The sequence below is a fragment of the Pseudomonas sp. IT-P171 genome, assembly GCF_949767765.1.
Lineage (GTDB): Bacteria > Pseudomonadota > Gammaproteobacteria > Pseudomonadales > Pseudomonadaceae > Aquipseudomonas > Aquipseudomonas fluorescens_B.
In genome coordinates this window covers 154821-177994 of sequence record NZ_CATKQN010000005.1, presented here as the reverse complement: position 1 = coordinate 177994, position 23174 = coordinate 154821, and the positions used below count along the sequence as shown (strand labels likewise).

The 23174-nt window shown below is 59.7% G+C and carries 18 protein-coding genes; 6 read left to right on the top strand and 12 right to left on the bottom strand.

Translation table 11 applies throughout. From position 1 onward, the window contains the following. Positions 1–47: 47 nt before the first annotated feature. From rpsA to mtnA, 8 genes are all read right to left on the bottom strand, one after another. Positions 48–1739: a 30S ribosomal protein S1 gene (gene rpsA, locus ACM6I5_RS04960; protein ID WP_007899744.1), complete on the bottom strand. Its 1692-nt coding sequence runs from the start codon at positions 1737–1739 to the stop codon at positions 48–50. Between the two features lie 120 nt (positions 1740–1859). Then, positions 1860–2549 carry a (d)CMP kinase gene (gene cmk / locus ACM6I5_RS04955; protein ID WP_017337300.1) on the bottom strand — a complete coding sequence of 230 codons (690 nt, stop codon included), beginning with the start codon at positions 2547–2549 and terminating at the stop codon, positions 1860–1862. Further along, positions 2546–4753 (bottom strand): bifunctional prephenate dehydrogenase/3-phosphoshikimate 1-carboxyvinyltransferase, encoded by a 2208-nt coding sequence (locus ACM6I5_RS04950; RefSeq protein ID WP_017337299.1) that lies wholly within the window; start codon positions 4751–4753, stop codon positions 2546–2548. The genes cmk and ACM6I5_RS04950 overlap by 4 nt, the downstream gene beginning before the upstream one ends. A 28-nt stretch (positions 4754–4781) precedes the next feature. Further along, positions 4782–5894, bottom strand: coding sequence for a histidinol-phosphate transaminase (gene hisC, locus ACM6I5_RS04945; protein ID WP_414883297.1), 1113 nt, complete (start codon positions 5892–5894; stop codon positions 4782–4784). Between the two features lie 10 nt (positions 5895–5904). Then, positions 5905–6999, bottom strand: coding sequence for a prephenate dehydratase (gene pheA / locus ACM6I5_RS04940; RefSeq protein WP_017337297.1), 1095 nt, complete (start codon positions 6997–6999; stop codon positions 5905–5907). Next, positions 6999–8084 carry a 3-phosphoserine/phosphohydroxythreonine transaminase gene (gene serC / locus ACM6I5_RS04935; protein ID WP_414878565.1) on the bottom strand — a complete coding sequence of 362 codons (1086 nt, stop codon included), beginning with the start codon at positions 8082–8084 and terminating at the stop codon, positions 6999–7001. The genes pheA and serC overlap by 1 nt, the downstream gene beginning before the upstream one ends. Before the next feature lie 220 nt (positions 8085–8304). Further along, positions 8305–10968 (bottom strand): DNA gyrase subunit A, encoded by a 2664-nt coding sequence (gene gyrA / locus ACM6I5_RS04930; protein ID WP_017337295.1) that lies wholly within the window; start codon positions 10966–10968, stop codon positions 8305–8307. Positions 10969–11394: 426 nt separating this feature from the next. Further along, entirely contained in the window at positions 11395–12471 is a 1077-nt protein-coding gene (mtnA, locus tag ACM6I5_RS04925) for an S-methyl-5-thioribose-1-phosphate isomerase (RefSeq protein ID WP_414883296.1), read from the bottom strand. A gap of 107 nt (positions 12472–12578) precedes the next feature. Between mtnA and ACM6I5_RS04920 the strand changes: the two genes are divergently transcribed. From ACM6I5_RS04920 to ACM6I5_RS04900, 5 genes are all read left to right on the top strand, one after another. Beyond that, positions 12579–13913, top strand: coding sequence for a TRZ/ATZ family hydrolase (locus ACM6I5_RS04920; RefSeq protein WP_414878564.1), 1335 nt, complete (start codon positions 12579–12581; stop codon positions 13911–13913). Positions 13914–13970: 57 nt separating this feature from the next. Next, positions 13971–14669 carry a bifunctional 2-polyprenyl-6-hydroxyphenol methylase/3-demethylubiquinol 3-O-methyltransferase UbiG gene (gene ubiG / locus ACM6I5_RS04915; RefSeq protein ID WP_038982154.1) on the top strand — a complete coding sequence of 233 codons (699 nt, stop codon included), beginning with the start codon at positions 13971–13973 and terminating at the stop codon, positions 14667–14669. A gap of 4 nt (positions 14670–14673) precedes the next feature. Beyond that, positions 14674–15345: an N-acetylmuramic acid 6-phosphate phosphatase MupP gene (gene mupP / locus ACM6I5_RS04910; RefSeq protein WP_017337291.1), complete on the top strand. Its 672-nt coding sequence runs from the start codon at positions 14674–14676 to the stop codon at positions 15343–15345. Between the two features lie 168 nt (positions 15346–15513). Continuing rightward, a complete protein-coding gene (locus tag ACM6I5_RS04905) occupies positions 15514–16254 on the top strand; it encodes a YciK family oxidoreductase (protein ID WP_008031809.1) in 741 nt (246 codons plus the stop codon). Between the two features lie 373 nt (positions 16255–16627). Further along, entirely contained in the window at positions 16628–17554 is a 927-nt protein-coding gene (locus ACM6I5_RS04900; protein WP_017337290.1) for a GGDEF domain-containing protein, read from the top strand. Positions 17555–17601: 47 nt separating this feature from the next. Here the strand turns inward: ACM6I5_RS04900 and ACM6I5_RS04895 are convergent, their stop codons facing one another. From ACM6I5_RS04895 to ACM6I5_RS04880, 4 genes are all read right to left on the bottom strand, one after another. Continuing rightward, a complete protein-coding gene (locus ACM6I5_RS04895; protein WP_414883295.1) occupies positions 17602–19476 on the bottom strand; it encodes an MFS transporter in 1875 nt (624 codons plus the stop codon). A gap of 96 nt (positions 19477–19572) precedes the next feature. Then, the gene (locus ACM6I5_RS04890; RefSeq protein ID WP_414883294.1) at positions 19573–20724 is read right to left on the bottom strand and encodes a TDT family transporter; all 1152 of its coding nucleotides are present in this window, start codon (positions 20722–20724) and stop codon (positions 19573–19575) included. A gap of 105 nt (positions 20725–20829) precedes the next feature. Beyond that, positions 20830–21141 (bottom strand): cupin, encoded by a 312-nt coding sequence (locus tag ACM6I5_RS04885; RefSeq protein WP_414883293.1) that lies wholly within the window; start codon positions 21139–21141, stop codon positions 20830–20832. Positions 21142–21185: 44 nt separating this feature from the next. After that, positions 21186–22376, bottom strand: a complete 1191-nt coding sequence (locus ACM6I5_RS04880) for an MFS transporter (protein WP_414883292.1) — start codon at positions 22374–22376, stop codon at positions 21186–21188. Between the two features lie 91 nt (positions 22377–22467). Here ACM6I5_RS04880 and ACM6I5_RS04875 point away from each other — a divergent pair, with 91 nt between their 5' ends. After that, positions 22468–23007, top strand: coding sequence for a TetR/AcrR family transcriptional regulator (locus ACM6I5_RS04875; protein ID WP_017337285.1), 540 nt, complete (start codon positions 22468–22470; stop codon positions 23005–23007). Positions 23008–23174: the final 167 nt, after the last annotated feature.

Genomic DNA, 23174 nt, shown 5'->3' with positions numbered 1-23174 from the left:
CAAAAAAGGGCGACCGAAGTCGCCCTTTTTCTATGGTCTGACAGAACTTAGTTCTGTTTTTCCATTTGTGCACGCAACAGGTCGCCCAGAGTGGTAGGACCAGCAGCGATGCTATCCGAAGGCTTGTCTTTCAAGCTTTGGATGGCTTCTTTCTCTTCAGCATCGTCTTTCGACTTGATGGAGAGCTGGATTACACGGCTCTTGCGGTCAACGCTGATGATCTTGGCTTCTACTTCCTGGCCTTCTTTCAGAACGTTGCGCGCGTCTTCAACGCGGTCACGGCTGATTTCGGAGGCTTTCAGAGTCGCTTCGATATCGTCGGCCAGAGTGATGATGGCGCCTTTAGCGTCAACTTCTTTCACGATGCCTTTAACGATTGCGCCTTTGTCGTTCTCTTGAACGTACTCGGAGAACGGATCGCTTTCCAGTTGCTTGATACCCAGGGAGATGCGCTCGCGCTCTGGGTCAACCGACAGGATAACGGTGTCCAGCTCGTCGCCCTTCTTGAAGCGGCGAACGGCTTCTTCGCCCACTTCGTTCCAGGAGATGTCGGACAGGTGAACCAGACCGTCGATGCCGCCGTCCAGACCAATGAAGATACCGAAATCGGTGATCGACTTGATGGTGCCGGAGATTTTATCGCCCTTGTTGAACTGGCCAGAGAAATCTTCCCATGGGTTGGATTTGCACTGTTTGATGCCGAGGGAGATACGACGACGCTCTTCGTCGATGTCCAGAACCATAACTTCCACTTCGTCGCCGACTTGTACGACTTTCGAAGGGTGGATGTTCTTGTTGGTCCAGTCCATTTCGGAAACGTGTACCAGACCTTCAACGCCTTCTTCCAGCTCAGCGAAGCAGCCGTAGTCGGTCAGGTTGGTTACACGAGCGGTGACGCGAGTGCTTTCTGGGTAACGGGCTTTGATAGCAACCCATGGATCTTCGCCCAGCTGCTTCAGGCCCAGGGAAACACGATTGCGTTCGCGATCGTACTTCAGAACCTTGACATCGATCTCGTCGCCAACGTTGACGATTTCGGAAGGATGCTTGATACGCTTCCAAGCCATGTCGGTAATGTGCAGCAGGCCATCGACGCCACCCAGATCGACGAATGCGCCGTAATCGGTGAGGTTCTTGACGATACCTTTGACTTGTTGGCCTTCCTGCAAGGATTCCAGCAGAGCTTCGCGCTCGGCGGAGTTCTCGGCTTCCAGGACGCTACGACGGGAAACGACAACGTTGTTGCGCTTCTGGTCCAGCTTGATGACCTTGAATTCCAGCTCTTTGCCTTCCAGGTGCGTGGTGTCGCGCACAGGACGGACGTCAACCAGAGAACCTGGCAGGAACGCACGGATGCCGTTAACGTCGACAGTGAAGCCGCCTTTAACCTTACCGTTGATAACGCCCTTGACCACTTCTTCGGCTGCGAAGGCTGCTTCCAGAACAATCCAGCATTCAGCGCGCTTGGCTTTTTCACGGGACAGCTTGGTTTCGCCAAAGCCGTCTTCAACCGAGTCCAGAGCAACGTGAACTTCGTCACCGACGTTGATGTTCAGTTCGCCAGCGTCGTTGTAGAACTGCTCAAGCGGGATGAGTGCTTCAGACTTCAGGCCAGCGTGAACGGTTACCCAGCGAGCTTGGTAATCGATATCAACGATAACACCGGTGATGATGGAGCCTGCCTGAAGGTTCAGGGTTTTTAGGCTTTCTTCAAAGAGTTCCGCAAAGCTTTCGCTCATTTTAATTCCTGTTGATGAGGGCGAAGAATACGCCCATCTCCACATCCCAGACGATGTGGGTTAGTTTCATTTAAAAGAAGCACCGCAGGACTATGACTGGTCCCCTGCGAAGCTTCTTGGTCACCCGGCGATATCGCGAATGGCGATCTCACTCATGATGCGTTCCAGCACCTGATCGATGGATAATTCCGTGGAATCCAGCTGAATGGCGTCAGCCGCCGGCTTGAGCGGGGCTACCGCTCGCTGGGTGTCACGCTCATCGCGTGCACGTATCTCATCTAGCAGACTCGACAGACTAACACCATCGACTTTGCCCTTCAACTGCAAGTATCGACGGCGCGCACGTTCCTCGGCACTGGCAGTGAGGAATATCTTCAGCGGCGCATCGGGGAAAACCACGGTGCCCATGTCGCGACCATCAGCCACCAGGCCCGGCGCTTCCTGGAAAGCGCGCTGGCGCTGCAGCAGCGCCTCGCGCACAGCCGGCAACGCCGCGACCTGGGAGGCGCCGGAACCAATGCTTTCGGTGCGGATGACGTCGCTGACTTCATCCCCCTCAAGAATGATGCGCTGCAACTGACCGTCGGTCGCCGCGATGAACTGCACATCCAGATGAGCGGCCAGCTTTTTCAGCAGCTCTTCGTTGGTAAGGTCGACGCCGTGGTTATGCGCGGCAAACGCCAACAAACGATAAAGCGCACCGGAATCCAGCAGATTCCAGCCCAGACGCTTGGCCAGGATCCCGGCTACGGTGCCCTTGCCGGAGCCGCTTGGCCCATCAATGGTGATGACCGGTGCAATGATTTTCACGACTGAGCCTCTTGTGCAACACGGATACCGACCTGTGCGCACAGCGCCAGGAAGTTCGGGAACGAGGTCGCGACGTTGGCGCAATCATGGATGCGGATCGGCGCAGTGGCGCGCAGGGAAGCAACGCTGAAGGCCATGGCAATCCGGTGATCGCCGTGACCGTGAACTTCACCGCCGCCGATCTGGCCGCCGTCAATGATGATGCCGTCCGGAGTCGGTTCGCATTTGACGCCCAGCGCCAGCAAGCCATCAGCCATGACCTGGATCCGGTCCGACTCTTTGACTCGCAGCTCTTCCGCACCGCGCAGGATGGTGCGCCCTTCGGCACATGCCGCCGCCACGAACAGCACCGGGAACTCGTCGATGGCCAATGGCACCAGCGCCTCGGGAATCTCGATACCTTTGAGTTTAGCCGCACGCACGCGCAGGTCCGCTACCGGCTCGCCGCCGACTTCACGCTGGTTTTCCAGGGTGATGTCAGCGCCCATCAGGCGCAGGATGTCGATCACGCCGGTACGGGTCGGGTTGATGCCGACGTGCTCGAGCACCAGTTCCGAGCCTTCGGCGATCGAAGCGGCCACCAGGAAGAACGCAGACGACGAAATATCGCCCGGCACTTCAATGTGGGTGGCGGTCAGCTTGTGGCCGGACTCGACCGACGCGGTCGCACCGTTGACGGTGACCGGATAGCCGAAGCCGCGCAGCATGCGCTCGGTGTGGTCGCGGGTTGGCGCAGGCTCGGTGACGGTGGTCTTGCCTTCGGCGTACAGCCCCGCCAGCAGCAGGCAGGATTTAACCTGGGCGCTGGCCATCGGCATGGTGTAGGTCAGGCCTTTGAGCTTGTTGCCACCACGAATGATCATCGGCGGACGACCTTCTGCAGCGGTCTCGATCACGGCGCCCATTTCACGCAGCGGGTTGGCCACGCGATTCATTGGACGCTTGGACAGCGAGGCGTCACCGGTCAGGGTGCTGTCGAAGTTCTGCGCAGCCAACAGGCCGGACAGCAGGCGCATGGAGGTGCCGGAGTTGCCCAGATAGATCGGGCCCGGCGCAGGCTTCAGGCCATGCAGGCCGACGCCGTGGATGGTCACGCGCCCGTGGTGCGGACCTTCGATCACGACACCCATGTCGCGGAAGGCCTGCAAGGTCGCCAGGGCGTCTTCGCCCTCGAGGAAGCCTTCGACTTCGGTGACGCCTTCGGCGAGGGAGCCGAGCATGATCGAACGGTGGGAAATCGATTTATCGCCCGGTACACGAATCCGCCCAGTCAGGCGGCCACCAGGTTGTGCCAGGAAAATCAGGTCGTTGGAGTTCATAGCGTCCACATAAGCCCGGCGGGCCAGGATTTTACTGAAATGTTCGCGGGCAACCCGGGCGCGAGTGAATACGCCCAACAATTGGTGCCCATCCCCTGCATCGACCGCGTCGCGCAAGGCGTCGAGGTCGCTGCGAAATGTATCGAGTGTGCGCAGGACAGCTTCGCGGTTGGCGAGGAAGATGTCGTGCCACATGACCGGGTCGCTTCCTGCGATTCTTGTGAAATCGCGGAAACCGCCGGCAGCGTACCGGAAGATCTCAAGGTTTTCATTGCGCTTGGCCAGCGAATCGACCAAACCGAACGCCAGCAAGTGCGGCAAGTGACTGGTCGCCGCCAGCACTTCATCGTGGCGCTCGACCTGCATGTGCTCGACATCGGCGCCCAGTTCGCGCCACAAACGGTCAACCACTGCCAGTGCCGCCGGATCGGTTTGATCCAGCGGTGTCAGAATCACTTTATGGCGACGGAACAGCTCGGCATTGGAGGCTTCCACCCCGCTCTGCTCGGAACCGGCAATCGGATGGCCCGGCACGAAACGCGCCGGCATGCCGCCAAACGCCTCGGTCGCGGCACGCACGACATTGCCTTTGGCGCTGCCGACGTCGGTCAGAATCGCTTGCCCCAGGTCCATGCCGGCCAGGCGGCCGAGCATCTTCTCCATGGCAAGGATCGGTACGGCCAGCTGAATCACATCTGCGCCCTGACAAGCGACCGCCAGGTCTTCTTCGCAGCGATCGACCACGCCCAATTCAACCGCAAGCTTGCGCGACTGCGGATCGAGATCGACACCGACGACTTCGCGGCACAGGCCGCTTTCACGCAAACCCTTGGCGAACGAACCGCCAATCAGCCCCAGACCGACCACCACCAGGCGACCGATCATAGGTTCAGCAGATTGCAGAGCAGTGACATCAACCACGAGCCAGGACCTTGGTCAGCGCCTCAAGGAAGCGGCTGTTTTCCGCCGGCAGGCCGATGGTGATGCGCAAGTGGTTCGGCATGCCGTAGTTGGCCACCGGACGCACGATCACGCCTTCGCGCAACAACCCCTGGAAAACCGGGGCCGCCACACGACCCAGGTCAACACAGATGAAGTTGCCCTTGGATGGAATCCAGCTCAGCCCCAGCTCACGGAAACCCGCTTCAAGCTGCTGCATGCCGGTTTCGTTCAGGCGACGGCTTTCTGCCAGGTAGTCGGTATCTTGCAGTGCAGCGCAAGCAGCGGCCAGGGCCAGGCTGTTGACGTTGAACGGCTGGCGCACACGGTTCAGCACATCGGCAACCACCGCGGTGGACAAGCCATAACCGACCCGCAGCGCCGCCAGGCCGTAAGCCTTGGAGAAGGTGCGCGAGACCAACAGATTCGGGTAGGCCGCCAGGTAGTCGAGACCATCCGGCAAGTCGCTGCCTTCGGCGTATTCGATGTAGGCCTCGTCCAGCACCACCAGCACGTATTCCGGTACGTCCTGCAGGAACTCGTCCAGCGCTTCGGCGCCAAACCAGGTCCCGGTCGGGTTGTTCGGGTTAGCGATGAAGACCACGCGGGTATCGGCATCGATTGCAGCCAGCATGGCCGACAGATCATGACCCCAGTCTTTGGCCGGAATCACTTTGGCCGTAGCACCGACAGCTTGCGTGACGATCGGATAGACCGCAAACGCGTGCTCGCTGAATACCGCGTTCAGGCCCGGTGCCAGATAAGCGCGAGCGACCAGCTCCAGGATGTCGTTGGAGCCATTGCCCAGCGTCACCTGATTCAGCTCGACGCGGCATTGGTCGGCCAGCAGGGTCTTGAGCGCAAAACCGTTGCCGTCCGGGTAACGAGTCAGTTCGGCCAGCTCTTCACGAATCGCCGCCAGCGCCTTCGGACTGGCACCCAACGGGTTTTCGTTGCTCGCCAGTTTGACGATGCTGGCCGGATCGATATTCAGCTCGCGCGCCAGTTCATCCACAGGTTTGCCCGGAACGTAAGGCGAAAGTTGTTGCACGCCTGGCTGTGCCAGAGCGAGGAAGTTGCCACTCATTTGCTACCCCTTAGAGAACGGCTTTCGGGTAGGAACCCAACACTTTAAGTGCCACTGCTTCCTGACTGATTTTTTCCAGCACACCTTTCACCAGCGGATCGCGATGGTGGCCGACGAAGTCGATAAAGAACACGTAGGTCCATTTACCGCTGCGCGAAGGACGCGTCTCGATTCGCGTCAGGTCGATGCCATTGTCGTGGAACGGCACCAGCAACTCGTGAAGCGCGCCTGGCTTGTTGCTCATGGAGACGATGATCGAGGTCTTGTCGTCGCCCGTCGGCGGCACTTCCTGGCTGCCGATCATCAGGAATCGCGTGGAGTTGTCCGGGCGATCCTCGATTTTCTCGGCCAGACGGGTCAGCCCGTACAGGCCTGCGGCCATGTCGCCGGCAATGGCCGCCGAGTTCCACTCCCCCTTGACCCGCTTCGCGGCTTCGGCGTTGCTCGACACCGCCACGCGCTCGACATTCGGGTAGTGTGCGTCCAGCCACTTGCGGCACTGGGCCAACGACTGGGCATGGGAATAGATACGGCTGATGCTGTCGGTCTTGGTGTTTTCACCGACCAGCAAGTGATGGTGAATCCGCAACTCGACTTCACCACAGATGACCATGTCGTGTTCGAGGAAGCTGTCGAGGGTGTGGTTGACCGCGCCCTCGGTGGAGTTTTCCACCGGGACCACGCCAAAGTTCACCGCACCGGCCGCCACTTCGCGGAACACTTCGTCGATCGCCGCCATGGGCTTGCTGATCACCGCGTGACCGAAGTGTTTCAGGGCCGCGGCCTGGGTGAAGGTGCCCTCAGGGCCGAGGTAAGCCACTTTCAGCGGCTGTTCGAGGGCCAGGCACGAGGACATGATTTCGCGGAACAACCGCGCCATCTCTTCATTGCCCAGCGGTCCCTGATTACGCTCCATCACGCGCTTGAGCACCTGAGCTTCGCGCTCAGGACGATAGAACACCGGCACTTCGCCTTCGGCCAGCGAGGCCATCTTTACTCGCGCAACTTCCTGGGCGCAGCGTGCGCGCTCACTGATCAGCTCCAGGACTTTTTCGTCCAGGGCATCAATGCGCAGGCGCAGTGCCTTGAGTTCTTGCTCAGACATTAGCCATGTTCCTTCTCGAACTCTGCCATGTACGAAACCAGTGCGTTAACCGCAACGATGTCGACGGCGTTATAGATGGAGGCGCGCATGCCGCCCACAGAACGGTGCCCCTTGAGGTTCAACAGCCCACGCTCGTCGGCACCGGCCAGGAATGGCTTGTCGAGACGATCGTCAGCCAGACGGAACGGCACGTTCATCCACGAGCGGTCAGACTTGTTGATCGGGTTGCTGTAGAGGCCGCTGGCATCGATGAAGTCGTACAGCGTGCGCTGTTTCACTTCGTTGAGCTTGCCGATGGCTTCGACACCACCCTGCTCTTTCAGCCACTCGAACACCAGGCCGGACAAGTACCAGGCCAGGGTTGGCGGGGTGTTGTACATCGAGCCGTTATCGGCCGCGACCTTGTAGTTGAGCATGGTCGGGCACAGGGAACGGGCATGACCCAGCAGGTCTTCACGAACGATGTTGACGACGATGCCGCTCGGGCCGATGTTTTTCTGGGCGCCGGCGTAGATCATGCCGAAGCGCGAAACATCGATCGGACGCGAGAGGATGTCCGAGGACATGTCGGCGACCAGCGGAACGTCACCGGTTTCCGGGACCCAGTTGAATTCCAGGCCGCCAATGGTTTCGTTCGGTGCGTAGTGAACGTAGGCCGCGTCTTTCGACAGCTTCCATTCGTTCTGACCAGGGATAGCGAAATAGTCGTAAGGCTTGGCGGTGGCGGCGACGTTGACGTTACCGTAGCGCGAAGCTTCTTCGATGGCTTTCTGCGACCAGATACCGGTATCGATATAGTCGGCGGTGCGACCTTCCGGCAACAGGTTCAGAGGAATCTGAGCGAATTGCTGGCTGGCACCACCTTGCAGGAACAGCACTTTATAGTTCGAGGGGATATTCAGCAGATCCCGCAGATCCTGCTCGGCCTTGGTCGCAATGGACACGAACTCATCACTGCGATGGCTCATTTCCATGACCGAGAGGCCCTTGCCGTGCCAATCAAGGAGTTCACCCTGGGCGCGCTGCAGGACAGCTTCGGGAAGTGCCGCAGGACCGGCACAGAAGTTATAGGCTCTCTTGCTCACATCCAATCTCGCTCTGATTTGGTGGTAGTCACGCAATAAATCTGTAGGAGCTGTCGAGCAGAGCGAGGCTGCGATCTTTTAGAGCCAAGTGAAAGCAAGAGCCAGATCAAGAGATCGCAGCCTCGCTTCGCTCGACAGCTCCTACATTAAAATCAATTCCACAGTTCCTGGAGGACAAACAACAAGGGGGCGAATTTTCATCCGCCCCCTGTTTGTCCGCTTACTCTTGCGGTTCTTCGTCGGCAGCGGCGTCGAGTTGCTGGTCTTCGGCAGCGTCGTCGATCACGACTTCACCGTCGAACACTGCACCTTCTTCGCCCTCTTCGCCTTCCAGCTCTTCACCTTCGACTTCCGACGGCTCCTGAACCCGTTCCAGCCCTACCAGCGTTTCATCGCTGGCCAGCTTGATCAGGGTCACGCCCTGGGTGTTACGACCCAGGCTGGAGACTTCGTCGACACGGGTGCGAACCAACGTACCCTGGTCGGAAATCAGCATGATCTCCTCGCCGTCGAGCACCTGAACCGCGCCGACCAGACGGCCGTTACGGTCGTTGCTGACCATGGCGATAACGCCCTGACCGCCACGCTTGTACTCAGGGAACTCGGTGATCGCCGTACGCTTGCCGAAACCACGGGCCGAGGCGGTAAGGATCTGGCTGCCCTCTTCCGGAATCAGCATGGAAATCAGCTTCTGGCCTTCCGGCAGACGCATGCCGCGGACACCGCGAGCGGTACGGCCCATGGCGCGGACGTCGGTTTCCTTGAAGCGAGTGACCTTGCCACCGTCGGAGAACAACATGACTTCACGATCGCCATCGGTAATGGCGGCAGAGATCAGTACGTCACCTTCATCCAGTTCCAGCGCGATCAGACCGACGCTGCGTTGACGGCTGAAGGATTCCAGCGGGGTCTTCTTCACGGTGCCTTTGGCGGTGGCCATGAAGATGAAGTGACCTTCGGTGTATTCCTCGACCGGCAGCATGGTGGTGATGTATTCATCACTGTCCAGCGGCAGCAGGTTGACCAGCGGACGACCACGGGCTGCGCGGGACGCTTCCGGGATTTCGTAGGTCTTCAGCCAGTACACCTTGCCTTTGCTGGAGAACAGCAACAGCGTGGTGTGGCTGTTGGCGACCAGCAGGTGAGCGATGTAGTCCTCATCCTTGACGCCGGTAGCCGATTTGCCTTTACCGCCACGACGCTGGGCCTGGTACGCAGCCAATGGCTGGGTCTTGGCGTAGCCACCATGGGAAATGGTCACGACGCGCTCTTCTTCCGGGATCATGTCACCCAGGGTCAGGTCGAGACGGGCATCGAGAATTTCGGTGCGTCGCACGTCGCCGTATTCGGCACGGATCACTTCCAGCTCTTCGCGGATCACTTCCATCAGGCGCGTGGCGCTGTTGAGGATGCGGATCAGCTCGCCGATCTGGTTGAGGATCTCTTGATACTCGGCCAGCAGTTTTTCGTGTTCCAGACCGGTCAGGCGGTGCAGTCGCAGTTCCAGAATGGCTTGCGCCTGTTCCGGCGACAGGAAGTACTTGCCTTCGCGCAGACCGTATTGCGGATCGAGGTTTTCCGGACGGCACGAATCGGCACCGGCACGCTCGACCATCGCGACCACGGCGGAGGATTCCCAAGGCGTGCTGATCAGCGCTTCCTTGGCTTCCGACGGGGTTGGCGAGGCCTTGATCAGGGCAATGACCGGGTCGATGTTCGACAGGGCAACCGCTTGACCTTCCAGAATGTGACCACGTTCGCGGGCTTTACGCAGCTCGAACACGGTACGACGGGTAACGACTTCGCGACGGTGGCGAACGAAGGCTTCCAGCAGGTCCTTGAGGTTCAGGATCCGCGGACGGCCGTCGATCAGCGCCACGATGTTGATACCGAACACCGCTTGCAGCTGGGTCTGGGCGTAGAGGTTGTTGAGGATCACCTCAGGCACTTCGCCACGACGCAGCTCGATCACGACGCGCATACCGTCCTTGTCGGACTCGTCGCGCAATTCGGTGATGCCTTCCAGCTTCTTCTCTTTTACCAGCTCGGCGATCTTCTCGATCAGACGGGCCTTGTTCAGCTGGTAAGGGAGTTCGGTGATGACGATCTGCTGACGGCCACCGACCTTGTCGATGTCTTCGATGATCGAGCGGGCGCGCATGTAAATGCGACCGCGACCGGTGCGGTAGGCTTCGATGATGCCGGCGCGACCGTTGATGATCGCGGCAGTCGGGAAGTCCGGGCCGGGGATGTATTGCATCAGCTCATCGATGGTCAACTCGGGGTTGTCGATGAGGGCCAGGCAACCGTCGATGACTTCACCGAGGTTGTGCGGCGGAATGTTGGTCGCCATGCCCACGGCGATACCGCTGGAGCCGTTGACCAGCAGGTTGGGAATACGGGTCGGCATGACCGCCGGGATCATTTCGGTGCCGTCGTAGTTCGGCACCCAGTCCACGGTTTCTTTATGCAGGTCGGCCAGCAGTTCGTGCGCCAGCTTGGTCATGCGCACTTCGGTGTATCGCATGGCCGCGGCGTTGTCGCCGTCCACCGAACCGAAGTTGCCCTGGCCGTCTACCAGCAGGTAGCGCAGCGAGAATGGCTGCGCCATCCGAACGATGGTGTCGTAAACCGCGGTATCACCGTGAGGGTGATACTTACCGATCACGTCACCGACAACACGGGCAGATTTCTTGTACGGCTTGTTGAAGTCGTTGCCCAGCTCGCTCATCGCGAACAGCACACGCCGGTGCACGGGCTTCAAGCCATCGCGCGCATCCGGCAGTGCCCGCCCGACAATTACGCTCATCGCGTAGTCGAGGTAGGACTGCTTCAGCTCGTCTTCGATATTGACCGGGAGGATTTCTTTGGCCAGTTCGCCCATGAGAAGCCTGATTCCTTTTTCTGGTGAAACTTCGTCACATCCATATGGGACGAACGAAGCTCGCCGATGCAGGCTGATTGCCAGTGCACCGACTTACGACAAATCAACGAGTTATGCCATGGATCTGCGCAGTAAAGGCAGCCACATCGGGCTACCTTGGAAACCGCCGGATGTTATCACAAGAGCCGCCACGCACCTATCCCCCAGACGCGCATGGAGTGTAGTTAGTTGACTGGTGGCAGGCTTAACGGCGACGAGAGAGGCTCAGAGCCACTCCGAATGCAGAATTCGCGACCGAATTACGGATGTTTATTGGCATTGGGCGCCTCATCGCCAGCAGGCTGGCTCCCACAGGATCGGTGCCGATCACAAAACCTGTGGGAGCCAGCCTTCCGGCGATGGCGATTCACAAGACGCCGAACGCCCTCAATGCAGTCGCTTGCGGCACATCAACTGCGCCATCTTCGCCGTATCCGGACGCTCGACGATGCCTTTCTCGGTGACGATCGCGTCGATCAAATCCGCCGGGGTCACGTCGAACACCGGGTTGAACGCATCGACATCCGCCCCGACTCGCTTGCCGCCCACTTCCAGCAACTCGCGGCCGTCACGCTCTTCAATCGGAATGTCGTCGCCACTGGCCAGGTTCATGTCGATGGTCGAACTCGGCGCCACCACCATGAAGCGCACGCCGTGGTGCATGGCGTTCACCGCCAGTTGATAAGTACCGATCTTGTTGGCCACGTCGCCATTGGCGGTGATCCGGTCGGCGCCGACGATGACCCAGGTAATGCCTTTGGTCTTCATGATATGGGCAGCGGCAGAGTCGGCATTCAGGGTCACGGGAATGCCTTCGTTGGCCAACTCCCACGCCGTCAGACGCGAACCCTGTAGCCACGGACGGGTTTCGTCGGCGTAGACGCGCTCGACCATGCCCTCGATGAACGCCCCGCGAATCACCCCCAGCGCGGTGCCGAAGCCGCCGGTGGCCAACGCGCCGGTGTTGCAGTGGGTCAGGATCGCCTGCGCGTTGCCCTGATGCTTGCGGATCAGGTCCACACCCAGTTGCGCCATGGTCAGGTTGGCTTCGCGATCACTTTCGTGAATGGCAATGGCCTCCGCTTCCAGCGCCGCCAGTGGGTCTGCATCTTCCTTGAGACGATCCAGGCGGTCACGCATGCGACTCAAGGCCCAGAACAGATTCACCGCCGTTGGCCGGGAATCGGCCAGCAACGCGTAATCCTCTTCCCACGCAGCCTGCCAGTCACCGCCTTCTGCAATTCGGGCACGGGCTGCCAGCACCATGGCATACGCAGCACTGATGCCAATCGCCGGAGCACCACGCACCACCATCGAACGAATGGCTTCGGCCACGCCAGCAGCGCTGGTGTAGGCAATCCAGGTTTCCTCGAATGGCAAAATACGCTGATCCAGCAGGTACAGGGCGCCATCACGCCAATCGATGGCCTTCACCTTCTCCGCAGCCAACAGTCGATTGCGCATCCCACACCCCGTACTCAGTAACAAAGCCGCCGATTATAGCGATCCCCCCGCGAAGACGCTCGGGTATACTTCGCCATCCTTTACAAAAGCACTGGAACCGACCCTCGATGCCGAACACTGCCGTTGCGCTCGACCTGTTATTGCTGCCGACCTGGCTGGTACCCGTCGAACCCGCTGGCGTTGTCCTCAAAGAGCATGGCCTGGGCATTCGCGACGGGCGCATTGTCTTTATCGGCCCGCGCGCGGCTGCGCTGAAGCTTGACGCCACCGAAATCCGCGAACTGCCGGACATGTTGCTCAGCCCCGGCCTGATCAATGCTCACGGGCATGCGGCGATGACGCTGTTCCGCGGCCTGGCAGACGATCTGCCGCTGATGACCTGGCTGGAAAACCACATCTGGCCCGCCGAGACCAAGTGGGTCGATGAAGCCTTTGTACGCGATGGCACCGACCTTGCCATCGCCGAACAGATCAAAGGTGGCATCACCTGTTTCTCTGACATGTATTTCTTCCCGAAGGTTGCCAGTGAACGCGTGCATAACAGCGGCATTCGCGCACAAATCGCGATTCCGATCCTCGATTTCCCGATCCCGGGCGCCAGCACGGCGGACGAAGCCATTCGTCAGGGCGTTGAACTGTTCAACGATCTCAGGCACCACGAGCGCATCAAAGTCACCTTCGGCCCCCACGCGCCTTACACCGTGGGCGACGAAAACCTGGAGAAAATCCGGGTGATCGCCGAAGAGCTGGACGCGTCGATTCACATGCACGTCCACGAAACCGCCTTCGAAGTGCAGCAATCGGTCGAGCAGCGCGGCGAACGCCCGTTGGCCCGACTCGCGCGCCTGGGCCTGTTGGGGCCACGCTTCCAGGCGGTTCACATGACTCAGATCAGCGATGAAGACCTGGTGATGCTGGTAGAAAGCAACACCCATGTGATTCATTGCCCAGAGTCGAACCTGAAGCTGGCCAGCGGTTTCTGCCAGGTGGAGCGGTTGTGGCAGGCTGGCGTCAATGTGGCCGTCGGCACCGATGGCTCGGCCAGCAATAATGACCTCGACCTGCTTGGCGAAACCCGCACCGCCGCATTGCTCGCCAAAGCCGTCGCCGGCTCGGCCACCGCGCTGGACGCCCATCGCGCCCTGCGCATGGCCACCCTGAACGGCGCACGCGCCCTGGGCATCGAGGCGGAGGTCGGCTCGCTGGAAATCGGCAAAGCCGCGGACATGGTCGCGTTCGACCTTTCCGGCCTGGCGCAGCAACCGGTCTACGACCCGGTTTCGCAGCTTATATATGCCACCGGTCGCGACTGCGTGAAACACCTTTGGGTGGGTGGCAAGCAACTGCTCGACGACCGTCGCCTGACCCGTCTCGATGAAGAACAGCTTTGCGCCACCGCCAAGGCCTGGGGCCGGCGCATCAGCGGCCACACCGAATCGTAAGCACCCCGGGGCGAACCGCCGGGGCAACAGGATTTTTCAAGTTTTAGAGGATGAACCATGAGTAACGTCGACTACGCCGAAATCGCCAAATTCGAAGCCCTGGCCCATCGCTGGTGGGACCGCGAAAGCGAGTTCAAACCGCTGCATGACATCAATCCGCTGCGGGTCAACTGGATTGACGAACGCGTCAACCTGGCCGGCAAGAAGGTTCTCGACGTCGGTTGCGGCGGCGGCATCCTCAGCGAGGCCATGGCTCAACGCGGCGCGACCGTGATGGGCATCGACATGGGCGAGGCGCCGCTGGCCGTTGCTCAGCTGCATCAGCTGGAATCCGGCGTGAGCGTCGAATACCGGCAGATCACCGCCGAAGCCCTGGCCGAAGAGATGCCGGAGCAGTTCGACGTAGTCACTTGCCTGGAAATGCTCGAGCACGTACCGGACCCGTCGTCGGTGATCCGCGCCTGCTTCAAAATGGTCAAGCCGGGTGGCCAGGTGTTCTTCTCCACCATCAACCGCAACCCGAAGGCGTATCTGTTCGCCATCGTCGGTGCCGAATACATCATGAAGCTGCTGCCGCGCGGCACCCACGACTTCAAGAAATTCATCCGCCCTTCCGAGCTCGGTGCCTGGAGCCGCATGGCCGGCCTGACCGTCAAGGACATCATCGGCCTGACCTACAACCCGCTGACCAAGCACTACAAACTGGCCTCCGACGTGGACGTCAACTACATGATCCAGACCCTGCGCGAGGAGTAAGCAGATGCGTATCAGAGCAGTTCTTTTCGACATGGACGGCACCCTGCTCGACACCGCGCCGGACTTCATTGCGATCTGTCAGGCGATGCGTGCCGACCGCGGCCTGCCGCCGATGAATGACAAGCACATCCGCGACGAGATCTCCGGCGGCGCCAGGGCGATGGTTGCCGTGACCTTCTCGATGGACCCGGAATCTCCGGGCTTCGAAGCACTTCGCCTGGAGTTCCTCGAGCGTTATCTCGCGGGCTGTGCGGTTCACAGCAAGCTGTTCGACGGCATGGTGGAAGTACTGGCCGACATCGAAAAAGCCAACCTGATCTGGGGCGTGGTCACCAACAAGCCACTGCGGTTTGCCGAGCCGATCATGCAGCAACTGGGGCTGGCCGAGCGTTCGGCGCTGCTGATCTGCCCGGATCACGTGAAGAACAGCAAGCCGGACCCGGAGCCGTTGATCCTCGCGTGCAAGATGCTCGACCTCGATCCGGCCAGCGTGCTGTTCGTGGGTGATGACCTGCGTGATATCGAGTCCGGCCGCGATGCCGGCACCCGAACGGCCGCCGTGACCTATGGCTACATTCATCCGGACGATAACCCGCGGCATTGGGGGGCGGATGTGGTGGTCGATCATCCGCTGGAGTTGCGCAAGGTTTTGGATAGCGCGCTTTGTAGCTGCTAAACCGATGGTTTGCCGGAAACATTGTGGCGAGGGGATTTATCCCCGTTGGGTCGCGAAGCGGCCCCAAACCGTTAATTGCGGCTGCTCCGCAGCCGAACGGGGATAAATCCCCTCGCCACGGCAAGCCCGCTCGCCACTGGTTCGATGCACGATTTTGACGAGGTTTTTATGTTTGATTATTCCGCCCGCCCTGAATTGCTCAAGGACCGGGTCATTCTGGTCACCGGCGCTGGTCGCGGCATCGGCGCTGCCGCTGCGAAAACCTATGCCGCCCACGGCGCCACCGTACTGTTGCTGGGCAAGACCGAAGCCAACCTGACTCAGGTCTATGACGAAATCGAGGCCGCCGGCCATCCACAACCGGCCGTGATCCCGTTCAACCTCGAAACCGCCCTGCCCCATCAATACGATGAGCTGGCGGCGATGATCGAAACCGAGTTCGGCCACCTCGACGGCTTGCTGCACAACGCATCGATCATTGGTCCGCGCACCCCGATCGAACAGCTGTCCGGCGAAAACTTCATGCGCGTCATGCAAGTCAACGTCAACGCCATGTTCATGCTCACCAGCACGTTGTTGCCGCTGCTCAAACTGTCGCAGGATGCTTCGGTGGTGTTCACTTCCAGCAGCGTCGGCCGCAAGGGCCGTGCGTATTGGGGTGCATACGGCGTCTCCAAGTTTGCCACCGAAGGCCTGATGCAAACCCTGGCCGACGAAGTCGACACCGTGGCCCCGGTGCGCTCGAACAGCATCAACCCCGGCGCCACCCGCACCAGCATGCGCGCCCAGGCTTACCCCGGCGAAAACCCGCTGAACAACCCGACGCCCGAGGAGATCATGCCGGTCTATCTCTACCTGATGGGTCCGGACAGCACCGGCATCAACGGCCAGGCGTTCAACGCCCAGTAACGCCGTGCGTCGCTTTTGTGCCGTGGCGAATTTTTGTCATGGCACTCAACAAGCGACATAACTGAAGGTCATGCCAGTCAAATAAATGCCATCCAGTTCGGCAAAAACCGCCGAAAAACGACACAGGTTATTGATTAACAAGCAATTTAATCCGAATGAAACGAATGGCACGAGTTTCGCTCTATATCTGCTCAGACACGCCGTGTGAAAGCAGACGGGCCGACGCTCGCGTCGATAGGTTACTAATCTTCGACAAAGCAGATTAGACTTGCGCCAAATGTCCTACGGGACTGATGGACCAGTACGACGCGCAGCCCAAAGCCGCTCTCACCCAGCCTGTAAGACAGCCTTACTGCTTAGGGGCGCACGCCATATGAAATCACCTTCCCAGACCAACGCAATTGACTTCGATAGCGCCAAATTGCAACGCCTGGGCTTTGGTCAACAGCCCCTGCTTCTGAAGCGGCCGGTCAGTCTTGCGCAAGTGCGCCAGCAACTGAGCCTGCAACTGCAAACCACGCTTGAGCCACAACGCATTCTCGGGCTCTTCTACCGTGAAATTCACCGACTCGTGCCGCTCGACGCCTTGAGCTACCAGCACAAAGCCAGCGACTTGCGCCTGGAGCTCGGTCTGCGCGGTCACCACTCGATCAGTTACACCCTCAGCCATGAAGGCGAGCACCTGGGCGAACTGGTTTTCCGCAGAAATCAGCGCTTCAGCGAGCAGGAGCAGGGCAACCTCGAGTCGCTGCTGTCCGCATTGCTGTACCCGATGCGCAATGCCCTGCTCTACCGCGCCGCCACCCAAAGCGCCTTGCGCGACCCCCTCACGGACACCGGCAATCGCATTGCCATGGACCAGACGCTGCAACGGGAAATCGACATGTCGCGTCGGCATCTGCAACCTTTGTCGCTGCTGATGCTGGACATCGACCACTTCAAACAGATCAACGATACCCACGGCCACAGTGCCGGCGATGATGTGCTCAAAGCCGTTGCAGCCTCGATCAAAGGCCAGTTGCGCAACGTCGACATGGTGTTTCGCTTTGGCGGCGAAGAGTTCCTGATTCTGCTGTCCAACACCGGCCGCGAGGCGGCGGCCATGGTCGGCGAGCGGCTGCGGTTTGCCGCCCAGGCCAAGGATTATCTGGCCGATGGCAAGCTGATCGAGCTGACCGTCAGCCTCGGCTGTGCGACCCTGCTGCCCGGCGAGTCAGTCGAAAGCCTGTTGCGCCGGGCCGACAGCGCGCTGTATGTGGCCAAGCGTGAAGGACGCAACCGATTGGCGATGGCGGGCTGAAGAGTCGCCGGCGGGCTCGCAACCGTAGCGGCCCGCATTGACAGGAATCAGCGCACAGCGCCACGCAGTTCCCCGACCAACCCTTGCAACCTGGCAGGCTCTGCCGCCTCGACCGCCACCGCCGACCCCGCCACCAGGGTCACCCGCGACCACAACCGACGGAACACGCCTTTGTCGGGATCGCGACTGAAGAAACTCCCCCACAGCCCCTGCAATGCCAACGGAATCACTGGCACCGGCGTCTCTTCGAGAATCCGCGTCAGCCCGCCCTTGAATTCGCTGATCTCGCCGTCGGTAGTCAGTTTGCCTTCAGGGAAGATGCACACCAGCTCACCGTCCTTCAGGTATTGGGCGATGCGCGTGAAGGCCCTTTCGTAAATCTGAATGTCTTCCTGACGTCCCGCGATAGGAATGGTCCCGGCCGTGCGAAAGATGAAGTTCAGCACCGGCAGGTTGTAGATCTTGTAGTACATCACAAAGCGAATCGGCCGACGCACCGCGCCGCCAATCAGCAACGCGTCGACAAAGGACACGTGATTGCACACCAGCAGCGCCGCGCCCTCATCCGGAATCGCCTCCAGATTGCGATGCTCCACGCGGTACATGGAGTGGCTGAGCAGCCAGATCATGAAGCGCATGCTGAATTCGGGGACGATTTTGAAGATGTAGGCGTTGACGCCGATGTTCAGCAGCGACACCACCAGGAACAGATGCGGGATCGACAACTTGGCCAGGCTCAGCAACACGATCGAAACAATCGCCGAGACCACCATGAACAGCGCGTTGAGAATGTTGTTGGCAGCGATCACTCGCGCCCGCTCGTTCTCCGGGGTGCGTGACTGAATCAGCGCGTACAGCGGCACAATGTAGAAACCGCCGAAAACCCCGAGGCCGAGAATGTCGATCAACACCAGCCAGGTGTGACCAAAGCCGAGGATTTCGATCCAGCCATGGCCGTTGACGCTGTCGGGAATTGAGCCGGAATGCCACCACAGCAACAATCCGAACACGGTCAGACCGAACGATCCGAACGGCACAAGCCCGATCTCGACTTTGCGTCCGGACAGTTTTTCGCAGAGCAGCGAGCCGAGTGCGATACCCACCGAGAACACGGTAAGAATCAGCGTCACCACGGTTTCGTCACCGTGCATCCACTCCTTGGCATACGCCGGGATTTGCGTCAGGTAAATCGCCCCGACAAACCAGAACCATGAGTTACCGACAATCGAGCGCGATACCGCCGGGGTTTGCCCCAGGCCCAGTTTCAAGGTGGCCCAGGATTGACTGAAGATATTCCAGTTCAGGCGCATTTCCGGCGATGAGGCCGCTGCCCGGGGAATGCTGCGACTGGCCAGATAACCCAGCACTGCAATGCCGATGATCGCCGTGGACACGATGGGTGCGTAATGCGCGGACGACATCATGATCCCGGCGCCGATGGTCCCGGCGAGGATGGCCAGGAAGGTGCCCATTTCCACCAGCCCGTTGCCGCCCACCAGTTCTTCTTCACGCAAGGCCTGAGGCAGGATCGAGTATTTCACCGGCCCGAACAGCGCCGAGTGCGTCCCCATGGCAAACAGCGCCAACAGCATCAGCGACAGGTGATCGAAGACAAATCCGACTGCGCCGACCGCCATGATCGCGATCTCCCCGAGCTTGATCAGGCGAATCAGCGCGTCCTTGGCGAACTTCTCGCCGAACTGACCGGCCAGCGCCGAAAACAGAAAGAACGGCAGGATAAACAGCAGCGCACACAGATTGACCCAGATCGAACGATCACCCTCGATAGTCAACTTGTACAGAATGGCGAGGATCAACGACTGCTTGAAGACGTTGTCGTTGAACGCCCCGAGGGACTGGGTCACGAAAAACGGCAGGAAGCGCCGGGTGCGAAGCAGGCTGAACTGTGAGGGGTGACTCATCTTCCGTGTTCCTGAATTTGGGTAGAGAGTGGCGTGGATACCATTGTTGGAATGTCGATCGTCGATCCAGGCCACACCTTACCTAATCTTTGCCGGTTATTTGTTTAATCCTGCAATGCACGGCGAGACAAACAACTCGCCCCGCCATGCGCCCTGCACGGTGCGTTTGGCGACGATCAGCCACATCACTGCCAGCATCGCCACCAGCACACAGCCAAAGGCACTGAAAAACGTCAGGTTCAAGGTACTGGCCAGTTTCAACGTTGCCAGAGAATAGACGCCCAGCGGAAAGGTGAACCCCCACCAGCCGAGGTTGAAGGGTATGCCGGCGCGCAGGTAACGGCCGGTGATCAACAACGCGATCAGCATCCACCACAGACCAAAGCCCCACAAGGTGATCCCGGCCACCAGCCCCAGCCCGGCGGCGATCTCACCGATTCCCGGTAAACCGTTGGCGGCAAAGATCGCCGGTGCGTCGGCCCCCAGCAGCAACATCCCCAGCGCCCCGGTGCCAATCGGGCCGAGCGCCAGCCAGCTCGAAGCGGCCATGTTTTCGTGGGGCAGTTTGTGCAGCGCCATGCGCAGCAACAGGATCGTCAGAATGCTGAACGCCACCGGCAGGGAAAATGCCCAGAGCACGTAGCTGGTGACCAGCACCATCAGTTGCGAATGAGCGTCGGCCAGATGCGGCGCCAGCAAGCCGCCGCTGGCCGCCGCCACTTCCGCAGCCACCACCGGCAATAGCCAGACGGCAGTCATCTGATCGATGCTGTGTTCCTGGCGGGTAAACATCATGTAGGGGATCAGCACCCCGCAGGCCAGCGACATCGCCACGTCCAGCCACCACAGCGCTTCGGCAACATGAATCACGCCCTCGCCCCAGCGCGGCAGGCCGAACACCAGAAAACCGTTGATGATCGTCGCCAGTCCCATGGGAATCGTGCCGAAAAACATCGATACCGTGGAGTGGCCGAAAATCCGTCGTGCTTCGTCGAAGAACAGCACCCAGCGTGCCGCGTACAGTACCGTGAACACAGCGAACAGAAAGATATTGAACAGCCAGAGGGCTTCGGCAACCGCTTGCAACCCCGTGCTCGCGACCGGCAACTGCGCCAGCGCCAGCGCTAGAACGCCGGTGCCCATGGTCGCGGCGAACCAGTTCGGAGTGAATTGGCGGATCACCTCGCGCGGATGCTGCAAATGACTGAACGGTTTAAGGCCGGGCTTGGCGGTTTCAGAGCATGTCATGTCAAATTCCTCTCCTCGGTTGAGGTGGAATCCATGGTAGATCCGAATCGAATATCGATATAACGGGTAATATCTCTAACTGTTATCTATTTAGCAGATATATCATCAGACACTGCCTTCCGATTCGATCACCAATACCCTCGCCACACCCAGCGGATGCGCCACATGCTCGGTGCCTACAGCGGCGTAAAAGATATCTCCTACATTCAACATCACCTCTTTCTCCAGACCTGCTTCGCGGTAGTGCATCTGCACCTGGCCATCGAGCACGACGAACACTTCCTGACCGTCATTGATGTGCCATTTGTAGGGCTGGTCGGTCCAGTGCAAACGGGTGGTGATGCCATTCATGTTCGCGATGTCGAGCGCGCCCCAGGCACGCTCAGCGGTGAAGGATTGGCTGCGGATGATTTTCATGGTCGGTCCGTGGAAATGAATGGCAGTGCCAAGGCTAGCGATCATTAAACATCGGCGCTACAGACTTTGATGGGCTGCTCACGCTGCAACGCCAATAAGGCACCGACAGACAGGATGATCAGCACCGCGCCATAACCGTCGGTGGTGGTCACCAGGCCAAACGTCCGCGTCAGGCTCCCCGCCAGCAACGATGGCAAACAGAACGCCAGGTAACTGAGCACATAAAATGCTGACATCAACCCTGCCCGTTCATGGGGCAGCGCCAGTGGTACCAGACTGCGCACCGAGCCGAGGAATCCGGCACCGAATCCGCAACCGGCCACCAGTGAGCCAAGGAAAAACAAAGGCAGGCTGGCGCTGTGCACACCCAGTAAAAGCAACACGACACCTGCTGGCAGGAAGGTGCCCCCCAACTTGAGAGCCTTGGCGGCGGGCTGGTTACGCAGGATGAAAATCATCAGAGCGCCAGTCAGTGTCAATGCCGCTACTGCCGCCCCACCCATCAGATTCGAGGTTGAACCGGTAGCGGTGCGCAACAACGAGGGGGCAAGCGAGGCAAAAAAACCGCCAAGCGCCCAGGTCGAGAGATTCAGCGGCAACACCCGCCACAAAGTGGCGCGTGCCTGGGTCGGTACATGCAGGGTTGGGCGCAACGAGGCCCATGCCCCCGGCTGCGGACTGACGCTTTCCGGCAGGCGCCAGACGTACAGCGCCTGCATCACAAACAGCGCGAGCAGCACCCAATAGGTCAACTGCAACGGCAGCGGCGCAAACTCGGCCAGCAAGCCGCAGCCCATACCGCCAATCGCCATGCCGAGCAGCGGTGCAACGCTGTTGACCAGCGGCCCCTGATGGCGATCGATGTCGAGCAGCGCGGCACTCAATACGGCAGTGGCCATCCCGGTGGCAAACCCCTGAAGGACCCGCGCACTGATCAACCAAACTACGCTGTCAGCATTGATAAACAGCAGCATCGCCAGCAGGTTCAGCAGGACAGCCGTGAAAATGACCGGCTTGCGCCCCAGATGATCCGAAAGCGAACCGACGGTCAGCAGCGCCACCAGCAAACTGATGGCGTACACACCAAAAATCACGGTCAGGGTCGTTGCCGAGAATTGCATTTGCTCCTGATACAAGTGATACAACGGCGTCGGTGCCGTGGAAGCGGCGAGAAAACTCAGTAAAGTGATCGCCAGGAACCACAGGCTTGAACGGTTGGAAGCTGAATTCGACATGCGCACACTCCGCAAAAGCTAATTTTTTGCTTTTGCGGAGTGTGCTATTCACCAGCGCTTAAAGCAAATTATTAGTGTTAAGGTCCGATGCATGGCTATTAAAGAAGGTTTACGCCCTGGCGGACGCAGCGCCCGGGTGCAAGAGTCGATTCACTCGGCGGTCCGCGCACTTCTTGAAGAGCAGGACCGTTCCACCGTGACCGTCCCGCAAATTGCTGCGCGCGCAGGGGTTACGCCGTCGACCATTTATCGACGCTGGGGCGACTTGTCGACATTGCTGGCGGATGTCGCCCTGGCGCGCATGCAGCCCGATAGCGAACCGGCCAACACCGGCAGCTTGCGGGGAGACGTGCGAGCGTGGGCGGAGCAGTATCTGGACGAAATGAGCTCCGAACCTGGCCGCAACATGCTGCGCGATGTGCAATCGAGCCTGACGCCGGGCTTTTGCACAGCGCTCATTGGCGGGCAGTTGCAGACGATTCTGGATCGCTATCCTGATCAACCGAAACCGAATGTTGATCGACTGATCAATCTGGTGGCGGCGCCTTCGGTGTTTCGCATTCTGTTTTCGGCGGCACCGCTGGAGGTTGAGGAGCTGCATCAGTTGATCGAGATTGCGTTGAGTCAGTGAGGGCTTCTTCGCGAGCAAGGCCCACACATTTAACCGAGTTCTCCTATAAGCATGCAGCCGAATGTGAGAGCGGGCTTGCTCGAGCAGGGGCATGAAAAAACACCTTGGATACATCTGACACACCGCCTGCGACACCCCACCACGCCACGACCTTGGTCGACACTGAC